Source organism: Roseomonas sp. TS2, from assembly GCF_058833935.1.
In genome coordinates this window covers 1-25,676 of sequence record NZ_JCACVY010000048.1, presented here as the reverse complement: position 1 = coordinate 25,676, position 25,676 = coordinate 1, and the positions used below count along the sequence as shown (strand labels likewise).

Sequence of the window (25,676 nt, the reverse complement as noted above, 5' to 3'; positions counted from 1 at the left end):
GGCGCCCTGCCCGCCCCCGGCTGGACACCCGCCGGCCGAAAACCGTATGAGGTCTCGCCAGAAACCTCATACTCCATGCCCGCGAGGCCGGCCCCATGCTGCGTCGCTCCCTGCTGCGGGCCCTGCCCGCGCTTCCCGCCCTGCCGGCCCTGGCCCGCACCGCCGGGGCGGCCGCGCCGGCCCGCAGCACGCTGCGCTTCTCCTGGCCCGCCAATGCCGGGCCGCTGCACCCGCACCTCTACGCGCCGAACCAGATGTACGCGCAGGCCATGCTCTACGAGCCGCTGCTGCGCTATGTGGAGGGCGGGCAGCTCGCGCCCGCGCTGGCCACGGCGTGGCGGGCAGAGGCGGATGGGCGCGGCCATGTCTTCACCCTGCGGCCGGGCGTGCGCTTCACCGACGGCGCGCCCTTCGACGCCGCCGCCGTGGTGGCCAACATCCGTGCCCTCCTGGCGCGGCCCGAGCGGCATGACTGGCTGGCGCTGGTGGCGCAGATCGAGGATGCCGAGGCGCTCGGCCCCGGCACGGTCCGGCTCCGGCTGCGCGGCCCCTACCCTCCGGCGCTGATGGAGCTGGCGCTGATCCGCCCGCTGCGCTTTGCCTCGCCCGCCGTGCTGCGGCCGGATGGCGGCATCAGCGCGCCCATCGGCACCGGCCCCTGGATGCTGGCCGAGACGCGGCCGGGCCAGCACGACCTGTTCCGCCGCAACCCGCATTACTGGGGCGGGCCCCCGGCGCTGGAGCAGGTGCTGGTGCGGGTGGCGGCTGACAGCAACACCCGCGCCCTGGCGCTGGAGGCGGGCGAGATCGACCTCGCCTACGGCACCGACCAGCTCGACGCCGACACCTTCCGCCGCTTCGCCGCCGACCGGCGCTTCACCACCGCCGTCTCGCCGCCGCTGGCCACGCGGCTGCTGGCGGTGAACTCGGCGCGCTTCCCCACCGACGCGCCGGCGGTGCGGCACGCCATCGCGCGCGGGGTGGACCGGGCGGCGCTGGTGCGGCACGTGCTGCTGGACACCGAGCCGGCGGCCGGAACGCTGTTCGCGGAGAACTTCCCCCATGCCGATCTCGGCCTGCGCGCCCCGGATTTCGACCGGGCGGCCGCCGCGGCGCTGCTGGAGCAGGCCGGCTGGCACCTCGCCCCCGGCGAGCGCGTGCGGCGGCGGGCCGGGCACGCGCTGGTGCTCGACCTTTGCTTCACCGGCAGCGACGCGTTGCAGAAATCATTGGCCGAGGCCATCCAGGGCGACCTCGCGCGCATCGGCATCGGCGCGCGGCTGCTGGGGGAGGACAGCGCCACCTGTCTCGGCCGGCAGAAATCCGGCGATTTCGGCCTGATCTTCGCCGAGACCTGGGGCGCGCCCTACGACCCGCACGCCTTCCTGGCCGCCATGCGCCAGCCCGCCCATGCCGACTACCAGGCACAGCGGGGCCTGCCGATGAAGGACGAGATCGACCGCCGCATCGGCGCCGCGCTGGCCGGCACGGACGAGGCGGCGCGGGCGGAGGAATACCGCTGGCTGCTCACCACCCTGCACGAGCAGGCGGTGTACTTTCCCATCTCCTTCCTCACCAACAAGCTGGTTCACCGCGCGGATCTCGGCACCGTCCCCTTCGGCGACACGCGCTACGAGATTCCGTTCGACCGCATCCTCCCGCGCGGCTGAGGCGCCATGACGGGTTTCGCGCTGCGCCGCCTGCTCTCGCTGCCGCCGCTGCTGCTGGCGGTCTCCTTCGGCTTCTTCGCCATGCTGCGCCTCGGCCGCGGCGACCCGGCGCTGGACTATCTGCGCCTGGCGCAGATCCCGCCCACCGACGCCGCGCTGGCCCTGGCGCGGGCGGAGCTGGGCCTCGACCGGCCGCTGCTGGCGCAGTACGGCGCCTGGCTGGCCGATGCGCTGCGGCTCGACCTCGGCACCTCCTGGTTCACCCGCCGGCCCGTCACCGCCGAGATCGCCGAGTTCCTGCCCGCCACGCTGCAACTGGCCGGCACCGCCATGCTGGTGACGCTGGCCTTCGGCATCCCGCTCGGCCTGTGGGCGGCGCTGCGGCGCGACCGCTGGCCGGACCACGCGACGCGCCTCATCGCCTTCCTCGGCGTCTCGGTGCCGAATTTCTGGCTGGCCTTCCTGCTGGTGCTGCTCTTCGCCGTCACCCTGGGCTGGCTGCCGGCGATGGGACGCGACGGGCCGGCGAGCCTGGTGCTGCCGGCGCTGGCCACCGCCACCATGTCCGCCTGCGTCATGCTGCGGCTGGTGCGCGCCTCGGTGCTGGGGGCGCTGGGCGAGCCGCATCTGCGCTTCGCCGCCGCGCGCGGCCTGCCGCGCCGCACCCTGCTCGGCCGGCACGTGGCGCTGAACGCCATGCTGCCGCCGCTCACCGCCATGGGGCTGCACCTGGGCGAGCTGATCGGCGGCGCGATGGTGGTGGAGACGGTATTCGGCTGGCCCGGCCTCGGCCGCTGGGCGCTGCAGGCCATCGCCAACCGAGACTACCCGGTGCTGCAGGGCTTCGTCATGGTGCTGACCACGGTGTTCGTGCTGGGCAACCTGCTGGTCGATCTCGCCTATGCCTGGCTCGACCCGCGCATCCGGCTGGAGCGTGCGGCGTGAGGCGCCTCCTGCTGCCGCTGGCGCTCGGGCTGGTCGCGCTGCTGCTGGGTGCCGCGCTGCTGGCGCCCTGGATCGCGCCGCACGACCCGGCGGCCACCGACCTCGCCCGCCGCCTGCTGCCGCCCTCGGCGGCGCACTGGCTGGGCACCGACCATCTGGGGCGGGACCTGCTCTCCCGCCTGCTCTGGGGGGCGCGCGCCTCCTTCGGCGCGGTGGCCGCTATCCTGGCGCTGGTGCTGGCGCTGGGCTGCGCGGTGGGGATGCTCGCCGGCATGCTGGGCGGGGTGGTGGACGCGGTGCTGATGCGGCTGTGCGACGCCTTCATGACCGTGCCCACCCTGGTGCTGGCGCTGTTCATGATCGGCGCGCTGGGCACGGGCCTCGGCAATGTGGTGGTGGCCATCGCCCTCTCGCACTGGGCTTGGTATGCGCGGCTGGTGCGCGGCCTCACCCTCTCGCTGCGGCAGCGCGACCACATCCTGGCCGCCCGCGTGGCGGGGCTCTCGCGGCTGGCCATCCTGCGGCGGCACGTGCTGCCGGCGCTGGCCGGGCAGCTCGCCGTGCTGGCCAGCCTCGACCTCGGCCACTGGATGCTGCACCTGGCGGGGCTGTCCTTCCTCGGCCTCGGCGTGGCGCCGCCGGCGCCGGAATGGGGCATCATGATCAACGACGCCCGCCCCTTCTTCCGCAGCGCGCCGATGCTGGTGCTGCTGCCGGGCGCGGCCATCCTGCTCACCGTGCTGGCCTTCAACCTGCTGGGCGACGCGCTGCGCGACCGGCTGGACCCGGCGCTGCGGGAGCACGCGCATTGAGTGCCGGCCTCGCGCTGGAAGGGCTGCGGCTGGAGGCGGGCGGCGTGGCGCTGGTCGATGGCGTCTCGCTCGCCCTGCGGCGGGGGGAGGTGCTGGGCCTCGTCGGCACCAGCGGCGGCGGCAAGAGCCTGACGACGCTGGCGCTGCTCGGCCTGCTGCCGCGCGGCGTGCGGCGCGTGGCCGGGGTGCTGCGGCTGAACGGCGCGGTGCTGGACGCGGACGCCCAGGCGGCGCTGCGCGGCCGGCGGATCGGCTTCGTGCAGCAGGCGCCGCGCGGCGGCTTCAACCCGCTCGTCACCCTCGGCCGGCATTTCCGCGAGACCCTGGCCTGCGACGGGCTGCGCGGCGCCGCCGCCACGGCGCGGGCCGAGGCGCTGCTGCGCGAGGTGGGCTTCGACGCGCCGGCGCGGCTGCTGCCGCTCTACCCCGGCCAGCTCAGCGGCGGCATGCTGCAGCGGGCGATGCTGGCCCTGGCCCTGGCGCGCGCGCCGGATTTCCTGCTGGCCGACGAGCCCACCACCGATCTCGACCTGATCGTGCAGGCGCAGATCCTCGGCCTGCTGGAAGGGCTGGTGGCGCGGCGGCGCCTCGGCCTGCTGCTGGTGACGCACGACCTTTCCGTGGTGGCGCGGCTGGCCGACCGCGTGGCGGTGATGCAGGGCGGGCGGCTCGTCGAGGAACAGGAGGTGCGGGGCTTCTTCGACGCCCCCCGCCACCCGCACAGCCGGGCTCTGCTGGCCACGCATCTGGCGCTCTATAGCGAGGCGCTGCCGGCATGACGCCGCTGCTGGAGATGCGCGGCATTCACCACGCCTACCGCCAGGGCGGGCTGCTCTCCCGCCGCCGCCTGCCGGTGCTGGAGGATGCGGCGCTGCGGATCGGCGCCGGGGAGTGCGTCGCCCTGCTCGGCCCGACCGGCTCGGGCAAGAGCACGCTGGGGCGGCTGATGCTGGGGCTGGAGCCGCCCGATGCCGGCGCGGTGCTGTTCGAGGGACAGCCGCTGCGCGATGCGCGGGGCCGGGTGGCGCCGGCGACGCGGCGCGCCATCCAGGCGGTGTTCCAGGACCCCTTCGCCGCCACCAGCCCGCGCCTCTCCGCCTTCGCGGTGGTGGCGGAGCCGCTGCTGGCCGGGCGCCTGCCCCGCCCCGCGCTGCGGGAGCGGGTGGCCGGGCTGATGCGGGCGGTGGGGCTGGACCCCGCCCTGATGGACCGGCTGGCGCACCGGCTCAGCGGCGGGCAGTTGCAGCGGCTCTGCATCGCCCGCGCCCTGGCGCCCGCGCCGCGCCTGGTGCTGCTGGACGAGGCGGTGAACAGCCTGGACCTGGAGACGCAGGCGCAGGTCCTTGCCCTGCTGCACCGGCTGCGGCGGGAGACGGGGGTGGCCTATCTTTTCGTCACCCACGACCTGCGGCTGGTGCGCGGCTTCGCCGGGCGCTGCTACGTGATGCAGGAGCGCCGGCCGGTAGAGGTGCCCGACCCCTTCGGGCCGGGGCCTCTGCCCCCCGCCCTGGCGGCGCTGCGGGCCGCAATCCTGCCGGCCCGGCCGCGCCCCGGCTGAGGCTCAGCCCGCGGCGGCGGGCAGGAAGGCCGGCTGCGCGCCCTGCCGCCCCGGCCAGCCCTGCTCGCCCAGATCCCAGAATAGGCCGGCGGCCAGCTCCAGCGATTCCCGCACCAGCGGCAGCAGCGCGTGCTCGTTCGGCGCGTGCTGCGAGCAGCCGCTGTAGGAATGCGGGATGTAGACGGTGGGCAGCCCCAGCGTGATGGCGAAGCTGTCATTCGGCAGCGAGCCGCCGGCATTGGGGACGATCATCGGTGCCTTGCCCAGGCTGCGCTCCACCGAGGCGGCGACGAGCGTCGGCCAGGGCCCCTCGGGGTCCATGCGGGTGGCGGCCCAGTCGGCACCTTCCTTCACCTCCTCCACCACCACGTCGTTGAAGCCCTGGGCGGCGAGGTGGCGGCGGATGGCGGGAACGAAGCTCTCCACCGGCCGGTCCACCGTGTAGCGGATCTGGCAGCGGGCGAAGGCCTCGGGCGGCACGGCGTTCACCGGCGCCAGCGGGTTGCCGGTGCTGAAGGCCAGCACCTCGAAGGTGTTCCAGCTGAACACCTTCTCCGCCGCCGAGAGGCCCGGCTCGCCCCACCAGGGGTCGACCTTCGGCCCCGTCGGCCCGCCATCGACGCGGCACTTGGCCAGCGCCCGGCGGATGCTGTCGGAGATGCCCTCCGGCACCAGCTCGCGCACCAGCACCTTGCCGTCGCGGTCGATGATGCTGGCCAGCGCATGCGCCAGCCGCACGCCCGGATTGGCCAGCACGCCGCCCCAGTTGCCCGAATGGTGCCCGCCCTCGCGGTAGCGCACGCGCAGGTCGAAGCTGATGGCGCCGCGCGTGCCGAGACTCAGCGTCGGCACCTCCGGCACCAGGCGGGGGCCGTCGGAGGCGATCAGCACGTCGGCCGCCAGTTCCTCGCGATGGGCGCGGCAGAATTCGTCGATGCCGGGGGAGCCGACCTCCTCGCTCATCTCCAGCAGCACGACGACGTTGAAGCCGAGCCGCCCGCGCACCCGCCGCACCGCGTCCAGCGCCACGAGGTTGCTGGTGAACTGGCCCTTGTTGTCGACGATGCCGCGGCCGTAGAGCCGCTCGCCGCGCTGGGCCAGCACCCAGGGGGAAAGGCCGTCCAGCCACTGCCCCTCCATGCCGCGCACCGTGTCGCCATGGCCGTAGGTCAGCAGCGTGGGCAGGGACGGGTCCTCGATGCGGCGGCCGATCAGGAACGGGCCGCCCTGCCCGCTGGGGTTGGGGTGGATGGCGCAGGCGAAGCCCATCCGCTCCAGGTCCGGCGCGATCTCCCGCTCCAGATAGGCCAGCAGATGCGGGGCGCTCTCCGGGTCCTGGCTGGAGGTGGGGAAGGCCACGCGGCGCGCCAGGGTCTCCAGCAGGGAACCGTCCTCCAGCGTCTGGCGGGCGGCGGCGATGGCGGCGTCTCGGGACATGGCGGGCGGGGCCTCATGCGGTTCGGGAAGGCGGCGCAGGATGCACGGGCGCGCGTGCCCTGTCACCGCGTGGCCCCTGCGGGCGGCGCTATCCGCCCCGGCGCCGCTCTGCTAGCTGGGGGAGGCCATTGCGGCGTGGGCGGGGCTTGAGGGAGACAGGCATGGACGGGTTCGATCTGGTGGTGCGCGGCGGCACCCTGGCCACGGCGGCGGAGGTGTTCGAGGCGGATATCGGTATCCGCGATGGCCGCATCGCCGCCCTCGGCCACGGGCTGGGGCGCGGGCGGGAGGAGATCTCGGCCAAGGGGATGATCGTCACCCCCGGCGGCCTCGACTCCCATTGCCATCTCGAAGAAATGGGCCAGGACGGCTCGCTGCACGAGGAGAGCTTCGCCAGTGGCTCGGCGGCGGCGCTGGCGGGGGGCACCACCGCCTTCATCTGCTTCCTGCCGCAGTGGAAGGGGCACAGCCTCGCCGCCTCCGCCCCCGGCTACGAGGCGCGCGCCGCCGCCTCCCGCGCCGACTACTCCTTCCACCAGATCATCACGGACCCGACGCCCGAGGTGATGCAGAAGGAGGTGCCCGCCCTCGTCGCGCGCGGCATCCGCAGCCTGAAGGTGTTCCTCACCTACGACCCGCTGCGCCTGACCGATGCCGAGTTCCTGGAGGTGCTGGCGGCGGCAAAGCGGCTCGGCGCCTTCGTCACCGTCCATTGCGAGAATTTCGACGCCATCGGCTGGCGCATCCAGGCGCTGCTGAAGGCCGGCCTCACCGACCCGCTGCAGCACGCCTGGTCCCGCCCACCGGTGGTGGAGCGCGAGGCGACGCACCGTGCCATCGCGCTGGCCGAGTTGGTGGACCAGCCGATCCAGGTCTTCCACGTCTCCTGCGAGGAGGCGGCGGCCGAGATCGCCCGCGCGAAGGGCCGTGGCCTGAAGGTGTGGGGCGAGACCTGCCCGCAATACTTCACCCTCGACCATGACGACCTGACCGGCGCCGACTTTGCCGGCGCCAAGGCGGTCTGCTCCCCCGCGCTGCGCGAGAAGGGCGAGAATGCCCGCATCTGGCGCCGCATCCAGGACGGCACGCTGGATGTCGTCACCTCCGACCATTGCGGCTTCTCCTTCGCCACGCAGAAGCGCGTGGCCGGCGGCAGCGCCTACGGCACCGGCGCCGCCGTGCAGCGGCCGGACGGCACGCCGGCCTTCAACGCCATCCCCAACGGCGTGCCGGGCATCGAGACGCGGCTGCCCGTGCTGTTCTCCGAGGGCGTCTCGAAGGGCCGCATCGACCTGCCGACCTTCGTGCGCCTTTCCTCGGCCAATGCGGCGGCGCTGTTCGGCCTCGCCGGGCGCAAGGGCAGCCTCGCCCCCGGCGCCGATGCCGACCTGGTGCTGTGGGACCCGGATGCGGAGCGGGTGATCCGCAACGCGGCGCTGCACCACGCCATCGACTACACCCCCTGGGAGGGCATGGCGGTGAAGGGCTGGCCCAGCGTCACCATCCGCCGCGGCGAGGTGGCGGTGCGGGATGGCGAGGTGCTGGCGCAGCCCGGCTCCGGCCGGTTCCTGGCCCGCGGCCCCTATGCCCTGGCCCGGCCGCGCGGCGTGGTGCCGGACGGGTTCGACGCCGCCCTGGCCTGAGAGGCGACGCGGCCGGCGGGGCAGGGCCGCGCCGGCCGCGGCTTCGTCAGGCGGCCGGGGCATGCTAAGCTCCTGTGATGCCCAAGCTTCTTGCCCCGCTCACGCTGCTGGCCCTGCTCGGCCTCGCCGGCTGCGACGACGCCGAAAAGACCTCCGCCGAGGCGAAGGCCGGCCAGGGCGCCGGCATCGCCGCCGCGCGCCAGGCCGCCGAGGAGCAGGTGCGCGCCCGCCTGCGGGCCACCGGAGAGATGCGGCTGCGGGCCATCCAGGTCTATGGTCAGCAGATCCCCGGCACCTACGCCGTCTGCGGCCAGGTGAACCCAACCGGCGCCGTGAACGACCCGTACATCCCCTGGGTGGCTGCCGTGACGGTAGAGGACGGCAAGGCGGGCCGCGCCAGCCTCGTCATCGGCATGTCGAATGTCGAGGCCAGCCGCGTCTACATCGAGAGCATCGAGCGCTGCTTCGAGGGTGGCGGGCCGCGCAGCGGCCAGGGGCAGGGGGTGGGCGCCCTGCCTCCCCTCCCCTCCGACACGGCGCTGATGCAGCAATCCGGCCCGGCCCCCGCGCCGGCGGCACCACCGCATTCCGCCCCGCCGTCCGGGGCGCAGGCGCCATCCGCCCAGGCGCCGGCGACACAGGCGGCTCCCTCTCAGGCGCCAACGGGGGCGGGCAGCGTCACCACCACCGCCGCGCATCCGGTCAACATCCGCAGCAGCCCGGGCGGCGGCGGCGCGGTGGTGCGGGTCGTGCCGCGGGCATCACCGCTTCGCGTCTTCGGCGAGGCGCCGGGCGGCTGGCTGCAGGTGGGCGAGGACGCCCCCTTCGGCTGGGTGCACGAATCCGTGCTGGAGCGCTGAGGCCGCCGCCTCAGCCGCCGAACAGGCGCAGGATGCCGCCGCGCAGATGCTCGGCCATGGCGGCCCCGGCCGCCTCCGCATCGCCGGCCAGGATGGCCTCGGCGATGCGGCCATGCTCGCGCCGGATGGTGGCGAAGCGCTCCGCATCCGGCGTGTCGGAGAGCTCCCGCGTCAGGCGGATGCTGAAGCGCGTCTGCTCGGCCAGCGCCGCCATCACCGCCACGAAGAAGCGGTTGCCGCTGGCCTCCGCGACAGCCTGGTGGAAGGCGATGTCGGCCTCGATGGAGGGGCGGCCGGCCTGGGTCTCCGCCGCCAGCGTGTCGCGCGCCCGTGCCAGATGCCGCAGCGCCGCCGCGTCGCCCCGGCGCGCCGCCCCGGCGGCCATGGCACTCTCCACCCCGCAGCGGAACTCCAGGAAGGCGCGGACATCGGGGATGTTGCCGAGCGGCCCGAAGCCGATCGGCGGCAGGGCCGGGAGCGCCGCTTGGCGCACATAGGTGCCGGACCCTTTGCGCGACTCCAGCCGCCCCTCCGCCCGCAGCCGCGCCAGGGCCTGCCGCAGCACGGGGCGGGAGACGGCGAAGCGCCGCGCCAGCTCGTTCTCCCCCGGCAGCCGGGCACCCTCCGGAAAGGCCTCCGTGCCGAGAAGTTCGGTCAGCCGGGCATAGACGGTGTCGCTGAGCGAGGGGGCGGGGTCCGTCTCCATGGAGCGGTTATGAGAGCCCGGGAAGCGGCCGGCAAGCTGTAAATATCTGTCATAATCTTCTGACCGTACCAGCGAATCTGTTTGACAAATCTCACCGCGCGGCGAAGCTGCCGCCGACCCCCGCCAGAGGGGAAGGAGGACGCCATGCCCAAGCCCCGTCGCGCCCTGGCGCTGCTGCTCGCCCTCGGCCTGCCCGCCGCGCTGCCGCGCCCGGCCCTGGCGCAGCTGCCGGAGCGGCCGGTGCGCATCGTCGTGCCCTTCGCCCCCGGCGGCACCAGCGACATCGTCGCCCGGCTGCTGGCCCAGGGCGCGGCGCCGCACCTGCCCGCCGGCGCGGTGGTGGAGAACAAGGCCGGCGCCGCCGGCAACATCGGCACCGCCGAGGTGGCCCGCGCCCAGCCCGATGGCACCACCCTGATCCAGTGCACCATCGGCACCTGCGGGGCGAACCCCTCGCTCTACGCGAACCCGGGCTACGACCTCGCGCGCAGCTTCACCCCCGTCATCCTCACCGGCGCGGTGCGCAACGTCATGGCGGTGCGGCCCGGCCTGCCGGCCAGCGATCTCGCCGGCGTGCTGGAACTGGCGAAGCGGCCGGACGGGCTGAGCTTCGGCTCCTCCGGCGTCGGCGCCTCCAACCACCTGACGCCGGAGCTGCTGCGCGGCCGGCTGGAGCTGAAATGGGTGCACGTGCCCTATCGCGGCAGCGGCCCCGCCATCACCGACCTGATCGCCGGCCGCATCGACGTGTTCTTCGACAACCTGCCCTCCATCCTGCCGCAGATCCGCGCCGGCGCGGTGCGCGCCGTGGCCGCCGTCTCGGCCGAGCGCATCCCCGAGCTGCCGGAGGTGCCGACCTTCGCCGAGGCCGGCATCCCCGGCATTGTCATCGACAGCTGGTTCGGCTTCCTCGCCCCCGCCGGCACGCCGCCCGAGGCCGTCGCCGCGCTCAACGCCGCCTTCAACAAGGCGCTGGACGACCCCGCCATCCGCCGCCGGCTGCAGGAGGCGGCGGTGGTGCCGCTCGGCGGCACGCCGGAGCGGATGGGCGAGCATGTCCGCGCCGAGACCGCCCGCTGGGGCGCCGTCATCCGCGCCAACGACATCCGCGCCGAGTAACCCGAGGAGCCTGGCCCATGTCCCGCATCACCTGCCTGCGCACCATCCGCATCGCCGAGCGGCCCAACCTGATCTGGGTGGAGATCGAGACCGATGAGGGGCTGACCGGCCTGGGCGAGAGCTTCCGCGGCGCCCAGGCGGTGGAGGCCGCCCTGCACGAGCAGGTGGCCCCCTGGCTGCTCGGGCGCGACGCGCGGCAGATCGAGGCGGTCTCGCGCCACCTGATGACGCCCTATCTCGGCTTCCACAGCGCCGGCGCCGAGGTGCGTGCGGCCAGCGCCGTGGACCTCGCCCTGTGGGACCTGATGGGCCAGCGCCACGGCATTCCGGTGCACGAGGCGCTGGGGGGCGCCAGCCGCCTCGCCATCCGCGCCTACAACACCTGCGCCGGCTATGCCTACAACACCAGCGGCGTCGCGCGGCGCGACATCGGCACTGAGGACCGGCCGGCCGGCCCCTATGACGATCAGGTGGCCTTCATGCGCGACGCGGGCGCCCTGGCCGAGAGCCTGCTCTCCGAGGGCTACTCGGCCATGAAGATCTGGCCCTTCGACACCTACGCCCCCGCCTCCGGCGGCCACCTGATCACACTGGAGGACCTCAAGGCCGGGCTCGAGCCCTTCCGCAAGGTCCGCGCCGCCGTGGGCGACCGGATCGAGGTGATGTGCGAGTTGCACAGCCTGTGGGGCGCCCATGCCGCCGCGCGCATCTGCCGCGCGCTGGAGGATTACGGCGTGTTCTGGGCCGAGGACCCGCTGAACAAGATGGACGACATCGGCGGGCTGGCCGACCTCCGCCGGCAGACCCGCACGCCGCTCTGCGGCAGCGAGACGCTCGCCGGCACCGTGCCCTTCCGGCAGCTCCTGGCGGCGGACGCCATCGACATCGTCATGCTCGACCTCGCCTGGTGCGGCGGGCTGACGGAGGGGCGCAAGATCGCTGCCCTGGCCGAGAGCCATGCCAAGCCCGTCGCCCCGCATGACTGCACCGGGCCGGTGACGCTGATGGCCGGGCTGCACCTGGCCCTGCACGCCCCCACCGCCATCTTCCAGGAGGTGGTGCGCGCCACGCTCGCCACCTGGTACCGCGACCTCGTCACCGATCTGCCCGTCATCCGCGAGGGCATGGTGCAGGCACCCACCGCGCCGGGCCTCGGCACCGCGCTGCGGCCCGAGATCCGGCGGCGGGAGGACGCGGTGGTGCGGCAGAGCCGCGCCGGCTGAAGCCTTGCGGAGGGCGGCCGGCGCCCCCATCCCTGGAACTTTGGCCTGGACCGCGCCGCCGGCGCCGCCCCCCGCCAGGGACCGTGCATGACCCTCCTCCGCCTCTTTCTCTGGTTCTTCGCCCTCGCCTACCTGCTGCCGCTGGCCATCTCGGCGGCGCTCTACTTCAACAGCGGCAGCGGCGCCGGCTGGCGCATCGCGGACCGTTCCAGCGCCGGGCTGCTGCCGCCCGCCGCGGCGCACCGGCCTGCCCTTGTCCGCGTCTTCGCCGCGCAGACGGTGCGCTGGCGCGGCATCTTCGCCACCCATTGCTGGATCGTCTTCAAGCCGGAAGGCGCCGCCGCCTACACCCGCTACGACTACACCGCCTGGGGCGAGCCGATCCGCATGAACGGCTTCGAGGCCGATGGCCGCTGGTTCGGCCACGCGCCGGAGACGGTCTTCGCCCTCGACGGAGCGGAGGCGGCGGCGATGATCCCGGCGCTGCGCGATGCCATCGCCAGCTACGCTTGGCGCGAGCGCGGCGACTACCGCGCCTGGCCCGGCCCCAACTCCAACACCTTCGTCGCGGCGGTGATGGGCGCGGTGCCGGGGCTCGGCATCGTGCTGCCGCCCACCGCCATCGGCAAGGACTACCCCTGGAACGGGCGCTGGCTGCGGCGCACCGGCTCGGGCACCGGGTTCACCCTTTCGCTCGCCGGCTATGCGGGGCTGACCCTCGGCTGGGTGGAGGGGATCGAGCTGAACCTGCTTGGCGCCGTGGCGGGGCTCGACCTGCGGCGGCCGGCCATCAAGCTGCCGGGCCTCGGGCGCTTCGGCCTGCCGGCGCAGACGCTGGAGACGCCGGAGGCACCGCACCGCGCGGCCACCGGCTGAACCGGCAGGGTCGGGGGAGCGTTGCCGGAACGGCAACGCCTCGTTCGGAAACTGCGTCTTGTTGCGATGCCGGCCCGCCGCCACCCTGCGCCCAACCGCAGGGGAAGCAGGCATGGAACTCTCCACCATCGGCGTGGTCGGGCTGGGGCAGATGGGGCTGGGCATGGCATCGAGCCTGCTGCGCGCCGGCTTCACCGTGCTGGGCCACGACATCAGCCCGGCACGGCAGGAGGCCGCCCGCGCGGCCGGCATCGCGGTCGCGGCGGCGCAGCAGGAGGTGCTGGCCCAGGCCGACGCGCTGGTCTTCTCCCTGCCCTATGCGCGCGACGTGGAGGCGGTGGCCACCGCGCCGGGCGGGCTGCTGGCGCGCCCGGGGCGGCGGGTGGTGCTGATCGACACCTCCACCTCCGACCCCGTCACCACCCGCCGCCTCGCCGCGCGGCTGGAGGCGGCGGGGCACGGGCTGCTGGACGCGCCGGTCAGCGGCGGCCCCGCCGGCGCGGCCGCCGGCAGCCTGACGATGATGGTGGGCGGCACGGCCGGCGACCTCGCCGCGGTGCACCCGGTGCTGGAGGCGATGGCGGCGAAGCTCGTGCATGTCGGCGCCTCGGGTGCGGGCAACATCGCCAAGCTGGTGAACAACATGCTGGTGGCGGCGCATCTGGTGACGGCGCGGGAGGCGCTGCGCCTCTCGGAGGCCGCCGGGCTGCCGGCCGCCGAGGCACTGGCCGTCATCAACGCCGCCACGGGCCGCAGCGCGGCCACCGAGGTGATGGTGCCGCGCTGGGTGCTGCCCGGCGGCTTCGACAGCGGCTTCACCGCCGGGCTGATGCGCAAGGATGTGCGCCTCGCCGCCGAGCTGGCCGAGGCGGTGGGTCTCGACCTGCCGCTGGCCGCCCTGGTGCAGCGCCTCTGGGCCGAGGAAGCCTCCGCCCTGCCCGACGCCGCCGACTTCACCCGCATGGCCGATTACCGCGCCGCCGAGGAGGCCCCGCATGGCTGAGACCCGCCTTTCCCTGGATGCCGCCGCCCTGGCGCCGCTGCTGCAACGCTTCCTGCCCGGGGGCGCGGTGGGCAGCTTCGTGGCCGGCGAGATCCTGCCCGGCGGCGGCGAGCGGCTCACCCTGGTGAACCCGGCCGACGGCCTGCCGCTGCTGGATTACGCCGATGCCTGCGCCACGGTGGTGCAGGCGGCGATGGACGCCGCCCGCCCGGCACAGCGCGCCTGGTGGGGCATGAGCGCGGCCGCGCGCGGCCGCGCCCTATGGGAAGTGGCGCGGCTGGTGCGCGCCGAGGCCGAGCCGCTGGCCCGTATCGAGACACTCTCCGCCGGCAAGCCGATCCGCGACACGCGCGGCGAGGTGGCCAAGGTCGCCGAGATGTTCGAGTACTACGCCGGCTGGGCGGACAAGCTGCATGGCGACGTCATCCCCGTGCCCAGCAGCCACCTGAACTACACGCGGCACGAGCCGCTCGGCACGGTGGTGCAGATCACGCCCTGGAACGCGCCGATCTTCACCGCCGGCTGGCAGGTCGCCCCCGCCCTCTGCGCCGGCAACGCGGTGGTGCTGAAGCCCTCGGAGCTGACGCCGCTCACCTCCCTCGCCCTCGCCGCGCTGTGCCACCGGGCGGAGGGCATCCCGCGCGGCCTCGTCAGCGTGCTGGCCGGCGCGGGGCCGAGCACCGGCGCCGCCGCCGTGGCGCATCCCGAAACGCGGCTGGTGGTGTTCGTCGGCTCGGCCGAGGCAGGGGCGCGCATCGCCGCCGAGGCCGCGCGCAACATCGTGCCCAGCGTGCTGGAGCTGGGCGGCAAATCGGCCAACATCGTCTTCGCCGACGCCGACCTCGACCACGCCATCCTCGGCGCCCAGGCGGCGGTGTTCGGCGGTGCGGGGCAGAGCTGCGTGGCGGGCTCCCGCCTGCTGGTGCAGCGCGCCGTGCACGGCACGGTGGTGGAGCGGCTGGCCCATGCCGCCGCGCGCATCCCCTTCGGCGCGCCCGCGGACCCGGCGACGCAGATCGGCCCGATCAACAACCGCCGGCAGCTCGACCGCATCGCCGGCATGGTGCGGGCGGCGGCGGATGCGGGGGCGCGCCTCGCCACGGGCGGCGGCTGCCCGGAGGCGCTGCACGGCACGGGCGGCTTCTACTACGCCCCCACCATCCTCGACGGCGTGGAGCCCGGGGCGCCGATCGCGCGGGAGGAGGTGTTCGGCCCCGTGCTGGCGGTGCTGCCCTTCGACACGGAGGAGGAGGCCATCGCGCTGGCCAACGCCACCCCCTACGGCCTGGCTGGCGCGGTGTGGACGCAGGATGTGGGCCGCGCCCACCGGGTGGCGGCGGCGGTGCGGGCCGGCACCTTCTGGGTCAACAGCTACAAGACCATCAACGTCGCCTCGCCCTTCGGCGGCTTCGGCCGCAGCGGCTATGGCCGCTCCTCGGGGCGGGAGGCGCTGGCGGCCTATACCCAGACCAAGAGCGTCTGGGTGGAGACCGCCGCCAGCCCGGCGGTGGCCTTCGGCTATGTCGGCTAGGGCAGCGGCAAAGAGGTCAGCTCCGCCTCCACCCCCGCCTCGGCGCTGCCCAGCACGGTGAGCGCATCCAGCTCCGGCACCAGGCGCTCCAGCTTCAGGCTGGGGCGCGTCAGCGTCAGGCGCAGCCCGCCGGTGTTGGCCGGGTCGGCGGCCAGGTCGCGCAGCGCCTGGAGCGCGCCCTCCATCACCTCGCGCAAATCATAGACGGCGATGCCCTCCAGCCACGCCCGGATCTGCCGCTCGAAGACCAGCGTCGCCAGCGACCAGAGCCGGCTGTCCAGGTCGCGCGCGAAGCGCAGCTCCTCGATCCCGACGCGCGTGCCGCCCTGGCTCAGCACCGGCCGGGCGTAGAACACCACCCGCCCCGTGGTGTCGGGGAGCAGGCCGGGCAGGCTGGCGTCGAAGGTGACGGCCGCCGCCAGCGCCGGGGCGCTGGGGTAGAGGAAGATCTCCCGCACCCGCAGCCGCACCGGCCCGAGCGGCGTCTCGAAGGGGATGTCCCGCCCGCCGAACTCGCGCATCAGCCAGTCGCGGATCATGTCGTAGCCGGCGCGGACAGGGATGGCGACGCGCAGCCGCCCGTCCCGCTCCTGCCAGCGCTCGGGCAGGGCGTGCAGCGGCGGCAGGAAGCTGGGCGGCGCCTCCGGCGGGCGGCGGGAGGCCATGGCGGTGGTGGCGCGCAGGCCGAGCATCACGCTGAGATCGCCGGGCGCCACGGTGATCTCCGAGAGGCCGATGGATTGCGGCCGCACCGTCAGGTGCAGCGGCGGGGCGGCGGGCAGCTGCACCGTCAGGCTGCGCGGCTGCCACAGCGCCAGCGCCTGCTCGCGCACCGCCCGGCAGGGCAGCAGCGCGGCCAGCTGCGCCGGAAGGTCGCGCAGCGCGGCTTCCACCTGCGCCCGCACCTGCTGCTCGATGCCGACCCAGACGCCGCCGATCACCTCCAGCCGCGGCAGGCGCAGCCAGCGGTACTGCACCGCCACGCTCCAGGCGGGGCACCAGCCATCGTCCAGCGTCAGGCCGAGATCGGCCTGCACCTCGGCCGCGGCGTCGATGTTCTTGCGGCCGAGGGAGAGCAGCTCGGCCAGGGCGCCGCCCAGCCCCACGGTGCCCTCCACGGCCAGCGGCACCGTCACCCGCAGCCGCTCCCCGGCGGCCGAGAGGCCGATCTCGCCGACGCGGCGGATGGTGACCTCGTGGCGGGTGGAGGCCTCGGGCCCGCTGCGCAGGGTGAAGCTGCCCGGCACCGCCTCCTGCGCCGCCTGGCGAAGCAGGGCAAAGGGCACGCGCAGGCGCAGCACCATGCGGCTCTCGCGCTCCGGCAGGGCAAGGGTGCTGGAGCGGCGCGGCGGTGCCTCGCTGAGCTGCCCCTCGCGCGCCTGCACCCAGAACACCCCCGCCACGGCGGCCGCCAGCGCCGCCGCGCCGAGCAGCAGCGCCAGGGCCAGCCGGACGCGCCGCAGCCATGGCCGGGCCTGAACCATTGCGTCTCTCCCCTGCTGCCCGCCCGCGCCCAGCAACGCCGCCGTGCTGAAGCCGGTTTCGCCGCCGCGCCTGATAGGCAGGCCAGCCGGCCACGGCAATGCGGCCCCTCGACGACAGGGCGACCTTACTTCATTTGCAATTTTTCTATTTCGTTTTCACGTAATTGAAGCTAGGCTTCGCCCGTAGATGCAGCCGCCACGCGGCATTCCCGCTTGGCACCCAGAAGGACTCCTCGCATGACTCCCAATGTCGGCGGTCTCGACCGCGCGTTGCGCATCGTCCTCGGCCTTGCCCTGCTCTCCCTGCCCTTCTGGATGGAGGGGAATGCCCGCTGGCTCGGGCTGCTCGGCCTGGTGCCGCTGGCCACAGGGCTGCTCCGCCACTGCCCGGCCTATCCCCTGCTGGGCCTGTCCACCGCCCCGCCGGCCGGGACGCGGCGCTGAGATGGCGGGCGGCCTTTCCCTCACCACCGCCGAGATGCAGGCCCGCTCGGCCGAGGCCGCCGCCTTCCTGAAGCTCTTCGCGCATCCGGACCGGCTGATGATCGCCTGCGCCCTGGTGGAAGGGGAGCAGCCCGTCAGCGGGCTGGAGGCGCTGCTCGGCATCCGCCAGCCCGGCCTGTCGCAGCAGCTCGCCGCGCTGCGCGAGGCCGGGCTGGTCGCCACCCGCCGCGAGGGCAAGGCGGTGTTCTACCGCCTGGCCGATGCGCGGACCGAGACCTTCATCGCCACCCTGCACCAGCTGTTCTGCGCCCCGGAGGCGCCTGCCCCATGACCGCGTTCACCCCCTGGTCCGCCCTGCTGGGCGGCGTGCTGATCGGCCTCGCCGCCGTGGGCATGATGGCGCTGGAAGGCCGCATCGCCGGCATCAGCGGCATCGCCAGCCGGCTGTTGCCGCCCTGGCCGGACGGCGCCTGGAAGGGCCGGCTCGGCTTCGTGCTCGGGCTGGTGGCGGCACCGCTGGCGGTCTGGCTGGCCACCGGCGACGCCCCCCTCCAGAGCGTGCCCGGCAACCTGCCGCTGATGGCGCTCGCCGGGCTGCTGGTGGGGTTCGGCGCGGTGCTCGGCAATGGCTGCACCTCGGGCCACGGGGTGTGTGGGCTGGCCCGGTTCTCGCCGCGCTCGCTGGCGGCGGTGCTGACCTTCATGGTCACCGGCTTCCTCACCGTCGCGCTGATGCGGCATGGCCTCGGGAGCTGAGCCCATGTCCTTCCTGGTCAATCTCGGCCTCGGGCTGCTGTTCGGCCTGGGCCTGCTGGTCTCCGGCATGGCCGACCCGGCGAAGGTGCTGAACTTCCTCGACCTCGGCGGCGCCTGGGACCCTTCGCTGGCCTTCGTCATGGCGGGCGCGGTGCTGACCACGGCGCTGGGCTACCGGCTGGTGCTGCGCCGCCCCCGGCCGCTGCTGGCCGAAGCCTTCCAGCTTCCCACCCGCCGCGCGGTGGATGGGCGCCTGCTGCTCGGCGCGGCGCTGTTCGGCATCGGCTGGGGACTGGGCGGCTTCTGCCCCGGCCCGGCGCTGGCCTCGCTCGGCCTCGGCGCGCCGGGCACGCTGGCCTTCCTGCCGGCCATGCTGGCGGGCATGGCGCTGGCGCGGCGGCTCTGAGCCCGGCTCAGCCCCGCAGCGCCTGGAACAGCCCGCCCCAGCCCTGCACCCGGCCGGGGTCGGCGCCGGCCATGAGGAGGCTCTTCCACACCACGGTCGCGATGGTGTCGTAGACCGGCAGGCCGGTCTCCGCCTCGAGCGCCGCCACCAGGGGTGCGGCGCGCAGGTTGGTGCAGACCACGGCGATGGCGTCCGGCCCCGCCGCCGCCACCTCCCGCACCATGCCGTGCAGCGTGGCGGCGGAGACCTCGGAGAAGGAGAAATTGTCGCGCAGGCCGAGATGCCGCTCGGCCGCGCAGGGAAAGCCAAGCGCCGCGTAGTTCCCGACGATGCGCGACTGGACATCATCCAGATAGGGCGTCACCAGCCCGAGCTGCCGCACGCCGGTGCGGGCGAGGATCTCGTTCAGCGCCAGCATCGAGGTGGTGGCGGGGATGCCGGTGGCCTCGGTGATGCGGCGGCAGAGCCGCTCATCCGCCTCGAAGCCGAGCCAGCCGGAGGAGGTGCCGTTCCAGGCGATCACATCCACCTTCGCATCCGCCAGCAATTCGGCGGCGCGCAGGATCTCGCCGTCGTCGAACTGGCCCAGCGCCTGGTCGGAGAGGGCGATCTCGGTCACCCGGAAGCGGCCGAAATGCGCCGAGACCTCCGGCAGCGCCGCCACCATCGCCTGCGTCACCGGCTCCAGCACGGTGTTGGAGGAAGGGGTCAGCATGCCCAGCAGGATGCGCTTGCTCACGGTCACTCGGTCCTCCTCAGCCTCAGGCGATGGCCAGCAGACAGAAGAATGCGCGTGCTGGCAATTCCCCTCCCCCCTGCCGGCCCTCGGCCGCTCGCAGGGCAGGAAGCCGCCGCTCATGGCGCTGGCCGCCGAGGCCGCGGCGCCGAGGGGGCCGCCGAACAGCCCGGCCATGGCGCGCCCCGCCGCGCGTGCGAGCCGGGCGCGGCGGGCGCGGCGGGCGGCCGCGCGTGACCATGACCATGAAATCTCCTACCTTCCTGCGCTCATGCGCGACGTCACCGACGCCCTGTTCCCGGCTTTCCCCGCCGCCACCTTGCTCTCCGGCCCGGTGGAGGACGGCATGCTGGCGGCCATCGCGGCGGCGCCGCCGCCCTCTCTGCCGCCCACCGCCACGCGCCGCGCGCCGTGACGCGGGAAGCGGCCCCGCCCGCGCCGGTGCCCGTGCCCGTGCCCGTGCCCGTGCGCAAGATCATCCATGTGGACATGGATGCCTTCTACGCCTCGGTTGAGCAGCGCGACGACCCGGCGCTGCGCGGCCTGCCCGTGGCGGTGGGCGGCTCCAGCGCGCGCGGCGTGGTGGCGGCGGCCAGCTACGAGGCGCGGCGCTTCGGCGTGCGCTCGGCCATGCCGTCGCTCACCGCGCGGCGGCTCTGCCCCGACCTCGTCTTTGTCCGCCCGCGCTTCGAGGTCTACCGCGCCGTCTCCGAGCAGATCCGCGCCGTCTTCGCCGAGCACACGCCGCTGATCGAGCCGCTCTCGCTCGACGAGGCCTATCTCGACGTGACGGAGAACCTGCAGGGCATCGCCTCGGCCACCGAGATCGCGCAGCGCATCCGCGCCGCCATCCGCGAGCGCACGGGCCTCACCGCCTCGGCCGGCGTCTCCTACAACAAGTTCCTGGCCAAGCTCGCCTCCGACCACCGCAAGCCGGACGGGCTGTTCGTCATCACCCCGCGCATGGGGCCGGGCTTCGTGGAGGACCTGCCCGTGGGCCGCTTCCACGGCATCGGGCCGAAGACGGCGGCGCGGATGAACCGCCTCGGCATCCAGACGGGGCTCGACCTGCGGCAGCAGAGCCTGGCGGCGCTGCAGGCCGAGTTCGGCAAGGCCGGCGCCTTCTACCACGCCATCGCGCGTGGCGAGGACCACCGCCCGGTGCAGGCGCACCGGCTGCGCAAGTCGGTCGGCGCCGAGACCACCTTCAGCCAGGACCTCGCCGAGTTCGCTGCCCTGCGCGAGGCGCTTCGCCCGCTCGCCGCCAAGGTGTGGGAGCATGTGGCGCGCCACGGCCTGCAGGGCCGCACCGTGACGCTGAAGGTGAAGTTCAGCGACTTCCGCCAGATCACCCGCAGCCAGTCCTCCGCCCTGCCGGTCGGCAGCCTGGCGGAGTTGGAGGGCATCGCCACGCAGCTGCTGGGCGGGGTGCTGCCGCCGCCGCGTGGCATCCGTCTGCTGGGCGTCACCCTCTCCGCGCTGGGCGGCGAGCGGGACGGCGCGGCGGAGCAGATGACGCTGGCGTTCTAGCCGTCCGGCAAGGAAAGGCCCGTTCCGGCGCGACGCGGCGCGCGCCGGGCCGCGCGCCGCAGAGGGCGCCTGCGCTTCGACAATTCCGCCATCGATGCTTGCGGAAAGCGGTGCAAGCGTCCATATGTTAACCGTCAAACTCGTTTGGTTCGGCCTGTTCTCCTTGCTCATGCTTGAGCGCCGAGCCTGGTGTCCGTTTCCCCTCGCAGCTTGATCCGTTCTGCGGTTTTGCGGAGCGGTTCTCATTCATGAACGGAACACCATCATGTCCACCGGCACCGTCAAGTGGTTCAACGCGACCAAGGGCTTTGGCTTCATCCAGCCGGATGACGGCAGCAAGGATGTCTTCCTGCACATCTCCGACGTGCAGCGCTCCGGCCTGCGCGAGCCGCGCGAGGGCGACAAGATCGAGTACGACCTGCAGCGCGGCCAGCAGGGCAAGACCTCGGCCACCAACCTCAAGATGGCCTGATCCTCCCCGCCGGGGCTGCCTTTCGGGGCGGCGCCGGCCTGGAAGAGGCGCGGGCGCATGCCCGCGCAATGGCAGCGGAGGCCGGGCCTGTTCCGGCCTCCGGAAGCATTGTGGGAGCCGCTGAGGGCCATGCCGCGCGCGGGCCGCCGGCCTGCCGCTCCCATCTGGCTCGCGTGACCCTTCGCCGGCCCGCCCAGGAGTTCCGCATGCCCCCTCACGGCTTCACCATCGGCCAAAGCGTCGAATTCGTGCCCGGCCGCTTCGACGGCTCGGCGCCGCGCGGCACCTACACGGTGCTGCGGCAACTGCCCAACGATGCCACAGACCGCGAATACCGCGTCCGCAACCTCCGCGACGGCCATGAGCGCGTGGTGCGCGAAAGCCAGATCCGCGGCAGCGCCGCGATGCCGGGCTGAAGCCCGCGCCGCCCGCGGCCCAGAACCAGGAAAGACGTGTCGTGCCGCCAAATCCTCAGAAAGCGGCGGTCCAGGACCCCGAGGCCGAAGCCAGGCTGGAGCAGGAGATTGCCTCCCTGGCGAAGCGGCACCGGGTCTCGCCCGCCATCATCCGCGAGATCATCCGCCGCTCGGGCTCCAGCGAGAAATCCTCGATCGAGCGCGAGCTGCAGAAGAGCAAGGCCCGCCGCTGAGCCGGGCCCCCGCCCGGCATCGCTGCCGGGGCGGGATGCCGCGCCTGCTCAGGCGCGGCGGCTCTCCACCATGGCGCCATAGACGAGGTTCTTGAACAGCATGCGGGTCTGCCCGCGCGCGCTCGGGCCTTGCGCCATCAGGATGCCGACCAGCCCCTCCGCCCGGTCGATGGTGAAGGAGGTGCCCCAGGCACCGGCCCACATTGCGTCGCCCCTGCTGCCGGGCGCCACGCCGAGCCCGTCCTGCAACCGCACCGCAAAGCCCAGCCCGAAGCCATAGCCCGGCCCGGTGGAGGCGGTGGGCGATCCGCCCATGCCCTGGATGTGGTTGGAGAGCATGTAGTTCACCACCGGCGCCGCCAGGTAGCGCCGCCCCTCGAAATGCCCGCCATTGGCGATCATCTGCGCGAAGCGGAAGTAGTCCGCCGCGGTGGAGACCAGCCCGGCGCCGCCCTTCAGGTAGGAACGCCCCGCATCGTCCTCCAGGATGCGGTAGGCGCGCCACATCGGCTCGGTCTGCGGGTCGGTGGTGGGGGATTCCGCCAGCCGCCCGCGCTTGCCGGGCTCGACGAACCAAGCCGTGTCCCGCATGCCCAGGGGGCCGATGAGCCGCTCCTGCAGCAGCCGGTCCAGCCGCTGCCCGGCCACGCGCTCGATCAGCAGCCCCAGTACGTCGGTGGAGATGGAGTAGAAGAACATCGTGCCCGGCTGGAAGGCGAGCGGGATGCCGCCCAGCCGGCGCAGCATCTCGTCGCCGGTGATGGCCTCGCGCCCGGCCTCGATGTTCTGCTCCCGGTAGGCGTCTCGGATGCGCTCCGAGGGCACGGCGTTGGAATAGGCGAAGCCGGAGGTGTGGCGCAGCAGGTCCTGCACCGTGACCGGCCGCTCCAGCGCCACCTCCTCGGGCGGCTGGCCGTCGCGGCTGCGCTCCACCTTCAGGTTGGCCAGTTCCGGCATCCAGCGGGTGATGGGGTCGCTGAGCTTCATCCTCCCCTCTTCCACCAGCATCATCGCCGCCGCCGAGGTCATCGGCTTGGTCATCGAGGCCTGGAGGAAGATGGCGTCGCGCGGCATCGGCGTCGTCCGCGCCGCATCCTGGTGGCCATAGGCCTCGTGGTGGATGATCTCGCCCTCGCGCGCCACCAGCGCCACGCAGCCGGCGAAGGAGCCGCGCTCCGCCTCGTCGGCGAAGGCCCGCTCCATGCGCGCCAGTCGCTCCCGCGAGAAGCCGCGGATCAGGTCCGGCCCGCCGGGCGGGCGGGGGCGCACCGGGCCGCGATGCGGGTGCGGCGGGGTGCCGGATGGCTGCGCGGAGGGTTGCGCCAGGGCCGGGCCTGCCAGCCCGGCGGCAAGGCCCGTCATGCCCACGGCGAAGGCCGCGCGGCGCGAAGTGGTGAACTGGTTCATGCGTTTCCTGCCCTTGGCATCTTGGGCCTCCTGAAGGGGCCGGGGCGCAGGCTAACGCGACTTCAACCGGAACGAAATCCGGCGGGCTGTATTCCGCCGGGCCGCCATCCTTTTCTTGATCGGCCTCCCGCTCAGCCTCCGGGCGGCACGGCCACGGCGAAGGCGCGGGCAATCTCGGCGCGCCGGGCGAGCCAGAGGCGGTCCCGCAGCGCGGCCAGTTGTTCCAGCACGCCCTCGAAGGCCCGGAAGCGGCCGGGGCGGCCGGCGATGCGCAGGTGGTAGCCGATGTTCAGCAGGCGCGGCCGGCCACGCTCCGCCTCGGCCAGCAGCACGTCCAGCGCGTCCGACACATACTCCACCATCTCGCCGGCGCGGACGAAGCCGTTGGGGTGGAAGAACTTCATGTCGTTGGAATCCAGCGCGTAGGGCACCACCACCAGGCCGGGATGCGCCGGGTCGCGGTAGGGCAGGTCGTCGTCGAAGGCGTTGGAGGTGTAGGTGAAGCCCTGCTCCTCCAGCAGGCCGCGCGTCCAGCCGCTCTCCGCGCCCCGGCAGAAGAAGCCTTCCGGCCGCTGCCCCGTGGCGGCGCCGATGGTCTCGGCGCAGCGGGCGAGGTCGGCGGCCTCGGCCTCGCGGCTGGTGTAGTCGGCATGCGGGCGCCACAGCCAGCCATGCACGGCGGCCTCGTGCCCTGCCGCCGCCACGGCGCCGGCCAGGGCGGGGGCGCGCTGCACGGCGCGGCCGCACATCAGGAAGGTGGCAGGGATGGCGTGGCGGTCCAGCGCCTCCAGCATCCGCCACAGACCCGCGCGGGTGCCGTAGGCGAAGATCTGCTCCTGCCCCATGTCCCGCACCCTGGGGGGCACGACGCTCATCACCTCGCCCATCCGCTCCGATTGCGGGTCGCCGTCGCCCACCTGCTGCTCGGCCCCCTCCTCCAGGTTCACCACCACCGAGACCGCCAGCCGCGCCCCGTTGGGCCAGCGCAGATCGGGCCATTCGCCGCCATAGCCGATGAGGTCGCGCGTCATGCCGGGTTCCTTCCCTCCGAGAGCCTGCCGTGCCCCTGGCAAGCGCGGGGCCAGCCCCTTGGCATGCCGCCTGCTGGGAGGCCGGGCATGACCGCCTCCTCCCTCCTTGCCCTGGCGCCGGAGCTGCGGCCCGCGCTGGACCTGGCCGCCTCCCTGTTCGACCGGCTGCACGCCGCGTCGCGCGACGAGCCGGGCGTCACCCGCGCCTCCTACGGCCCCGGTGAGCGCGCGGCGCATGCCCTGCTGGCCGAGGCCGCCCGCGCCGCCGGGCTGCGCGTGGCGGTGGACGCCATCGGCACGCTGCGCATGACCCTGCCGGGGCGGGACCCCGCCCTGCCCGCCGTGGTGATCGGTTCGCATCTCGACAGCGTGCCGCATGGCGGCAATTTCGATGGCGCCGCCGGCGTGGTGATGGGGTTGGCCGCCGCTGCCCACCGGGCGCGCAGAGGGCTGAAATCTGCCCGTGATCTGCTCATCCTTGGCATCCGTGCCGAGGAAATGTGCTGGTTCCCGGCGCACTACCTCGGCAGCCGCGCCCTGTTCGGCCTGCTGCCGCCCGAAGCGCCGGACACGCTCCGCCGCAGCGATACCGGCAGCACCCTGGCCGAGCACATGGCCGCCGAGGGCTTCGACCCCGCCCCGATCCGCGCCGGACGCGCCCTGCTCGATCCACGGCGCGTCGCCTGCTTCATCGAGCCGCATATCGAGCAGGGGCCGGCGCTGGTGGCGCAGGGGCTGCCGGCCGCCATCGTCACCGGCATCCGCGGCAGCCGGCGCTACCCGGCGGTGACGGTGACGGGCGAGCACGCCCATGCCGGCGCCGTGCCCCGCGCCCAGCGCCGCGACGCCGCCCTGGCCGGCGTGGCGCTGATCGCGGCGCTCGACCGCCGCTGGGCGGAGCTGGAGGCCTCGGGCGCCGACCTGGTCTGCACCGCCGGCATCCTCTCCACCGACCCTTCGGTGCACGCCACCACCAAGATCCCCGGCCATTTCCGCTTCAGCCTCGACATCCGCAGCGAGGATGCCGCGCTGCTCGGCGCCGTGGACGCCTGGCTGCGCAGCGAGGCGGCGGCGCTGGAGGCGGAGCGCGGCGTGCGCTTCGACTTCGGCGCCGGCACCCATGCCGCGCCCGCGCGGATGGATGCCGGCCTGCAGGCGGCGCTGCGCCGCGCGGGCGAGCGCGCCGGCATTCCGCTCGGCCGCATGGCCTCCGGCGCCGGGCATGACTGCGCCACCTTCGCCGGACTCGGCATCCCCTCGGCCATGCTGTTCCTGCGCAACGACCATGGCAGCCACAACCCGCGCGAGGCGATGGAGATGGCCGATTTCGGCGTCGGCCTCGCCGTGCTGACGGGCGCGCTGGAGGAGTGGCTCGGCT

General features: G+C 74.1%; 28 protein-coding genes. 22 read left to right on the top strand and 6 right to left on the bottom strand.

The genetic code is table 11. The features are described 5' to 3' along the window. The first annotated feature begins 95 nt into the window (after positions 1-95). Genes nikA through ACZJYS_RS10300 form a run of 5 tightly spaced genes read left to right on the top strand, consistent with a single transcriptional unit; the run spans position 96 to position 4,985 of the window. Positions 96-1,670: a nickel ABC transporter substrate-binding protein gene (gene nikA / locus ACZJYS_RS10320; protein ID WP_493177698.1), complete on the top strand. Its 1,575-nt coding sequence runs from the start codon at positions 96-98 to the stop codon at positions 1,668-1,670. A gap of 6 nt (positions 1,671-1,676) precedes the next feature. Further along, entirely contained in the window at positions 1,677-2,615 is a 939-nt protein-coding gene (locus tag ACZJYS_RS10315; protein WP_493177696.1) for an ABC transporter permease subunit, read from the top strand. Then, positions 2,612-3,427, top strand: coding sequence for a nickel ABC transporter permease subunit NikC (nikC, locus tag ACZJYS_RS10310; protein WP_493177693.1), 816 nt, complete (start codon positions 2,612-2,614; stop codon positions 3,425-3,427). The genes ACZJYS_RS10315 and nikC overlap by 4 nt, the downstream gene beginning before the upstream one ends. Next, positions 3,424-4,206 (top strand): ATP-binding cassette domain-containing protein, encoded by a 783-nt coding sequence (locus tag ACZJYS_RS10305; protein ID WP_493177690.1) that lies wholly within the window; start codon positions 3,424-3,426, stop codon positions 4,204-4,206. The genes nikC and ACZJYS_RS10305 overlap by 4 nt, the downstream gene beginning before the upstream one ends. After that, the gene (locus ACZJYS_RS10300; protein WP_493177687.1) at positions 4,203-4,985 is read left to right on the top strand and encodes an ABC transporter ATP-binding protein; all 783 of its coding nucleotides are present in this window, start codon (positions 4,203-4,205) and stop codon (positions 4,983-4,985) included. Before ACZJYS_RS10305 ends, ACZJYS_RS10300 begins: the two co-directional genes overlap by 4 nt. A gap of 3 nt (positions 4,986-4,988) precedes the next feature. Here ACZJYS_RS10300 and ACZJYS_RS10295 read toward each other — a convergent pair whose 3' ends face one another. Next, positions 4,989-6,422, bottom strand: a complete 1,434-nt coding sequence (locus ACZJYS_RS10295; protein WP_493177686.1) for a M20 family metallopeptidase — start codon at positions 6,420-6,422, stop codon at positions 4,989-4,991. A 161-nt stretch (positions 6,423-6,583) separates the two neighbouring features. On the opposite strand from ACZJYS_RS10295, the gene hydA reads away from it, so the two are divergent. Together hydA and ACZJYS_RS10285 are read left to right on the top strand one after the other, a co-directional pair. Further along, the gene (gene hydA, locus ACZJYS_RS10290; protein WP_379648882.1) at positions 6,584-8,065 is read left to right on the top strand and encodes a dihydropyrimidinase; all 1,482 of its coding nucleotides are present in this window, start codon (positions 6,584-6,586) and stop codon (positions 8,063-8,065) included. Between the two features lie 77 nt (positions 8,066-8,142). Then, a complete protein-coding gene (locus ACZJYS_RS10285; protein WP_493177685.1) occupies positions 8,143-8,925 on the top strand; it encodes an SH3 domain-containing protein in 783 nt (260 codons plus the stop codon). A 10-nt stretch (positions 8,926-8,935) separates the two neighbouring features. Here the strand turns inward: ACZJYS_RS10285 and ACZJYS_RS10280 are convergent, their stop codons facing one another. Further along, positions 8,936-9,631 (bottom strand): FadR/GntR family transcriptional regulator, encoded by a 696-nt coding sequence (locus tag ACZJYS_RS10280; RefSeq protein ID WP_493177684.1) that lies wholly within the window; start codon positions 9,629-9,631, stop codon positions 8,936-8,938. A 144-nt stretch (positions 9,632-9,775) separates the two neighbouring features. On the opposite strand from ACZJYS_RS10280, the gene ACZJYS_RS10275 reads away from it, so the two are divergent. The 5 genes from ACZJYS_RS10275 to ACZJYS_RS10255 all read left to right on the top strand — a co-directional run bounded on the left by ACZJYS_RS10275 (position 9,776) and on the right by ACZJYS_RS10255 (position 15,383). Continuing rightward, the gene (locus tag ACZJYS_RS10275) at positions 9,776-10,750 is read left to right on the top strand and encodes a Bug family tripartite tricarboxylate transporter substrate binding protein (protein ID WP_493177682.1); all 975 of its coding nucleotides are present in this window, start codon (positions 9,776-9,778) and stop codon (positions 10,748-10,750) included. Between the two features lie 17 nt (positions 10,751-10,767). Beyond that, positions 10,768-11,973, top strand: a complete 1,206-nt coding sequence (locus ACZJYS_RS10270; protein ID WP_493177680.1) for a mandelate racemase/muconate lactonizing enzyme family protein — start codon at positions 10,768-10,770, stop codon at positions 11,971-11,973. Positions 11,974-12,060: 87 nt separating this feature from the next. Further along, positions 12,061-12,849, top strand: a complete 789-nt coding sequence (locus ACZJYS_RS10265; RefSeq protein WP_109517561.1) for a DUF3750 domain-containing protein — start codon at positions 12,061-12,063, stop codon at positions 12,847-12,849. A 112-nt stretch (positions 12,850-12,961) separates the two neighbouring features. Continuing rightward, a complete protein-coding gene (locus ACZJYS_RS10260) occupies positions 12,962-13,852 on the top strand; it encodes an NAD(P)-dependent oxidoreductase (protein WP_493177677.1) in 891 nt (296 codons plus the stop codon). Next, positions 13,845-15,383 carry an aldehyde dehydrogenase family protein gene (locus ACZJYS_RS10255; protein WP_493177674.1) on the top strand — a complete coding sequence of 513 codons (1,539 nt, stop codon included), beginning with the start codon at positions 13,845-13,847 and terminating at the stop codon, positions 15,381-15,383. The genes ACZJYS_RS10260 and ACZJYS_RS10255 overlap by 8 nt, the downstream gene beginning before the upstream one ends. Here ACZJYS_RS10255 and ACZJYS_RS10250 read toward each other — a convergent pair. Continuing rightward, the gene (locus ACZJYS_RS10250; RefSeq protein WP_493177672.1) at positions 15,380-16,867 is read right to left on the bottom strand and encodes a DUF4403 family protein; all 1,488 of its coding nucleotides are present in this window, start codon (positions 16,865-16,867) and stop codon (positions 15,380-15,382) included. The genes ACZJYS_RS10255 and ACZJYS_RS10250 overlap by 4 nt on opposite strands. A 237-nt stretch (positions 16,868-17,104) precedes the next feature. Between ACZJYS_RS10250 and ACZJYS_RS10245 the strand changes: the two genes are divergently transcribed. Genes ACZJYS_RS10245 through ACZJYS_RS10230 form a run of 4 tightly spaced genes read left to right on the top strand, consistent with a single transcriptional unit; the run spans position 17,105 to position 18,473 of the window. Then, complete coding sequence (locus tag ACZJYS_RS10245) at positions 17,105-17,311, top strand: YgaP family membrane protein (protein ID WP_493177670.1); 207 nt, start codon at positions 17,105-17,107, stop codon at positions 17,309-17,311. Between the two features lies 1 nt (position 17,312). Then, on the top strand, positions 17,313-17,642 hold the full coding sequence (locus ACZJYS_RS10240) for a metalloregulator ArsR/SmtB family transcription factor (RefSeq protein WP_493177668.1): 330 nt from the start codon (positions 17,313-17,315) through the stop codon (positions 17,640-17,642). Further along, a complete protein-coding gene (locus tag ACZJYS_RS10235) occupies positions 17,639-18,067 on the top strand; it encodes a YeeE/YedE family protein (RefSeq protein ID WP_493177665.1) in 429 nt (142 codons plus the stop codon). The genes ACZJYS_RS10240 and ACZJYS_RS10235 overlap by 4 nt, the downstream gene beginning before the upstream one ends. Before the next feature lie 4 nt (positions 18,068-18,071). Further along, positions 18,072-18,473: a DUF6691 family protein gene (locus ACZJYS_RS10230; protein WP_379648896.1), complete on the top strand. Its 402-nt coding sequence runs from the start codon at positions 18,072-18,074 to the stop codon at positions 18,471-18,473. Between the two features lie 7 nt (positions 18,474-18,480). Here ACZJYS_RS10230 and ACZJYS_RS10225 read toward each other — a convergent pair whose 3' ends face one another. Then, on the bottom strand, positions 18,481-19,218 hold the full coding sequence (locus ACZJYS_RS10225) for a maleate cis-trans isomerase family protein (RefSeq protein WP_493177663.1): 738 nt from the start codon (positions 19,216-19,218) through the stop codon (positions 18,481-18,483). A 112-nt stretch (positions 19,219-19,330) separates the two neighbouring features. Between ACZJYS_RS10225 and ACZJYS_RS10220 the strand changes: the two genes are divergently transcribed. From ACZJYS_RS10220 to ACZJYS_RS10200, 5 genes are all read left to right on the top strand, one after another. Beyond that, positions 19,331-19,624, top strand: a complete 294-nt coding sequence (locus tag ACZJYS_RS10220; RefSeq protein ID WP_493177661.1) for a hypothetical protein — start codon at positions 19,331-19,333, stop codon at positions 19,622-19,624. A 74-nt stretch (positions 19,625-19,698) separates the two neighbouring features. Next, positions 19,699-20,739 carry a DNA polymerase IV gene (gene dinB, locus ACZJYS_RS10215; protein ID WP_493177699.1) on the top strand — a complete coding sequence of 347 codons (1,041 nt, stop codon included), beginning with the start codon at positions 19,699-19,701 and terminating at the stop codon, positions 20,737-20,739. Between the two features lie 265 nt (positions 20,740-21,004). Next, positions 21,005-21,211: a cold-shock protein gene (locus tag ACZJYS_RS10210; RefSeq protein WP_109517568.1), complete on the top strand. Its 207-nt coding sequence runs from the start codon at positions 21,005-21,007 to the stop codon at positions 21,209-21,211. Between the two features lie 206 nt (positions 21,212-21,417). Beyond that, entirely contained in the window at positions 21,418-21,627 is a 210-nt protein-coding gene (locus ACZJYS_RS10205; RefSeq protein WP_109517569.1) for a hypothetical protein, read from the top strand. Between the two features lie 41 nt (positions 21,628-21,668). Then, positions 21,669-21,860, top strand: a complete 192-nt coding sequence (locus ACZJYS_RS10200) for a hypothetical protein (RefSeq protein ID WP_109517570.1) — start codon at positions 21,669-21,671, stop codon at positions 21,858-21,860. Between the two features lie 48 nt (positions 21,861-21,908). On the opposite strand, the gene ACZJYS_RS10195 is transcribed toward ACZJYS_RS10200, so the two are convergent. Both ACZJYS_RS10195 and ACZJYS_RS10190 read right to left on the bottom strand, forming a co-directional pair. Then, positions 21,909-23,267, bottom strand: a complete 1,359-nt coding sequence (locus ACZJYS_RS10195; protein WP_493177656.1) for a serine hydrolase domain-containing protein — start codon at positions 23,265-23,267, stop codon at positions 21,909-21,911. Between the two features lie 131 nt (positions 23,268-23,398). Beyond that, positions 23,399-24,298 carry a polysaccharide deacetylase family protein gene (locus tag ACZJYS_RS10190; RefSeq protein WP_493177654.1) on the bottom strand — a complete coding sequence of 300 codons (900 nt, stop codon included), beginning with the start codon at positions 24,296-24,298 and terminating at the stop codon, positions 23,399-23,401. 87 nt (positions 24,299-24,385) lie between these two features. On the opposite strand from ACZJYS_RS10190, the gene ACZJYS_RS10185 reads away from it, so the two are divergent. After that, the coding region (locus tag ACZJYS_RS10185; protein WP_493177651.1) for a Zn-dependent hydrolase at positions 24,386-25,676 on the top strand (1,291 nt) is incomplete at its 3' end.

Coding starts and splice junctions, on each gene's coding strand:
- nikA (WP_493177698.1), top strand. CDS start 96: ATGCTGCGTCGCTCCCTGCTGCGGGCCCTGCCCGCGCTTCCCGCCCTG.
- ACZJYS_RS10315 (WP_493177696.1), top strand. CDS start 1,677: ATGACGGGTTTCGCGCTGCGCCGCCTGCTCTCGCTGCCGCCGCTGCTG.
- ACZJYS_RS10300 (WP_493177687.1), top strand. CDS start 4,203: ATGACGCCGCTGCTGGAGATGCGCGGCATTCACCACGCCTACCGCCAG.
- ACZJYS_RS10295 (WP_493177686.1), bottom strand. CDS start 6,422: ATGTCCCGAGACGCCGCCATCGCCGCCGCCCGCCAGACGCTGGAGGAC.
- hydA (WP_379648882.1), top strand. CDS start 6,584: ATGGACGGGTTCGATCTGGTGGTGCGCGGCGGCACCCTGGCCACGGCG.
- ACZJYS_RS10285 (WP_493177685.1), top strand. CDS start 8,143: ATGCCCAAGCTTCTTGCCCCGCTCACGCTGCTGGCCCTGCTCGGCCTC.
- ACZJYS_RS10280 (WP_493177684.1), bottom strand. CDS start 9,631: ATGGAGACGGACCCCGCCCCCTCGCTCAGCGACACCGTCTATGCCCGG.
- ACZJYS_RS10275 (WP_493177682.1), top strand. CDS start 9,776: ATGCCCAAGCCCCGTCGCGCCCTGGCGCTGCTGCTCGCCCTCGGCCTG.
- ACZJYS_RS10270 (WP_493177680.1), top strand. CDS start 10,768: ATGTCCCGCATCACCTGCCTGCGCACCATCCGCATCGCCGAGCGGCCC.
- ACZJYS_RS10265 (WP_109517561.1), top strand. CDS start 12,061: ATGACCCTCCTCCGCCTCTTTCTCTGGTTCTTCGCCCTCGCCTACCTG.
- ACZJYS_RS10260 (WP_493177677.1), top strand. CDS start 12,962: ATGGAACTCTCCACCATCGGCGTGGTCGGGCTGGGGCAGATGGGGCTG.
- ACZJYS_RS10255 (WP_493177674.1), top strand. CDS start 13,845: ATGGCTGAGACCCGCCTTTCCCTGGATGCCGCCGCCCTGGCGCCGCTG.
- ACZJYS_RS10250 (WP_493177672.1), bottom strand. CDS start 16,867: ATGGTTCAGGCCCGGCCATGGCTGCGGCGCGTCCGGCTGGCCCTGGCG.
- ACZJYS_RS10245 (WP_493177670.1), top strand. CDS start 17,105: ATGACTCCCAATGTCGGCGGTCTCGACCGCGCGTTGCGCATCGTCCTC.
- ACZJYS_RS10240 (WP_493177668.1), top strand. CDS start 17,313: ATGGCGGGCGGCCTTTCCCTCACCACCGCCGAGATGCAGGCCCGCTCG.
- ACZJYS_RS10235 (WP_493177665.1), top strand. CDS start 17,639: ATGACCGCGTTCACCCCCTGGTCCGCCCTGCTGGGCGGCGTGCTGATC.
- ACZJYS_RS10230 (WP_379648896.1), top strand. CDS start 18,072: ATGTCCTTCCTGGTCAATCTCGGCCTCGGGCTGCTGTTCGGCCTGGGC.
- ACZJYS_RS10220 (WP_493177661.1), top strand. CDS start 19,331: ATGGCGCTGGCCGCCGAGGCCGCGGCGCCGAGGGGGCCGCCGAACAGC.
- dinB (WP_493177699.1), top strand. CDS start 19,699: ATGGATGCCTTCTACGCCTCGGTTGAGCAGCGCGACGACCCGGCGCTG.
- ACZJYS_RS10210 (WP_109517568.1), top strand. CDS start 21,005: ATGTCCACCGGCACCGTCAAGTGGTTCAACGCGACCAAGGGCTTTGGC.
- ACZJYS_RS10205 (WP_109517569.1), top strand. CDS start 21,418: ATGCCCCCTCACGGCTTCACCATCGGCCAAAGCGTCGAATTCGTGCCC.
- ACZJYS_RS10195 (WP_493177656.1), bottom strand. CDS start 23,267: ATGAACCAGTTCACCACTTCGCGCCGCGCGGCCTTCGCCGTGGGCATG.
- ACZJYS_RS10190 (WP_493177654.1), bottom strand. CDS start 24,298: ATGACGCGCGACCTCATCGGCTATGGCGGCGAATGGCCCGATCTGCGC.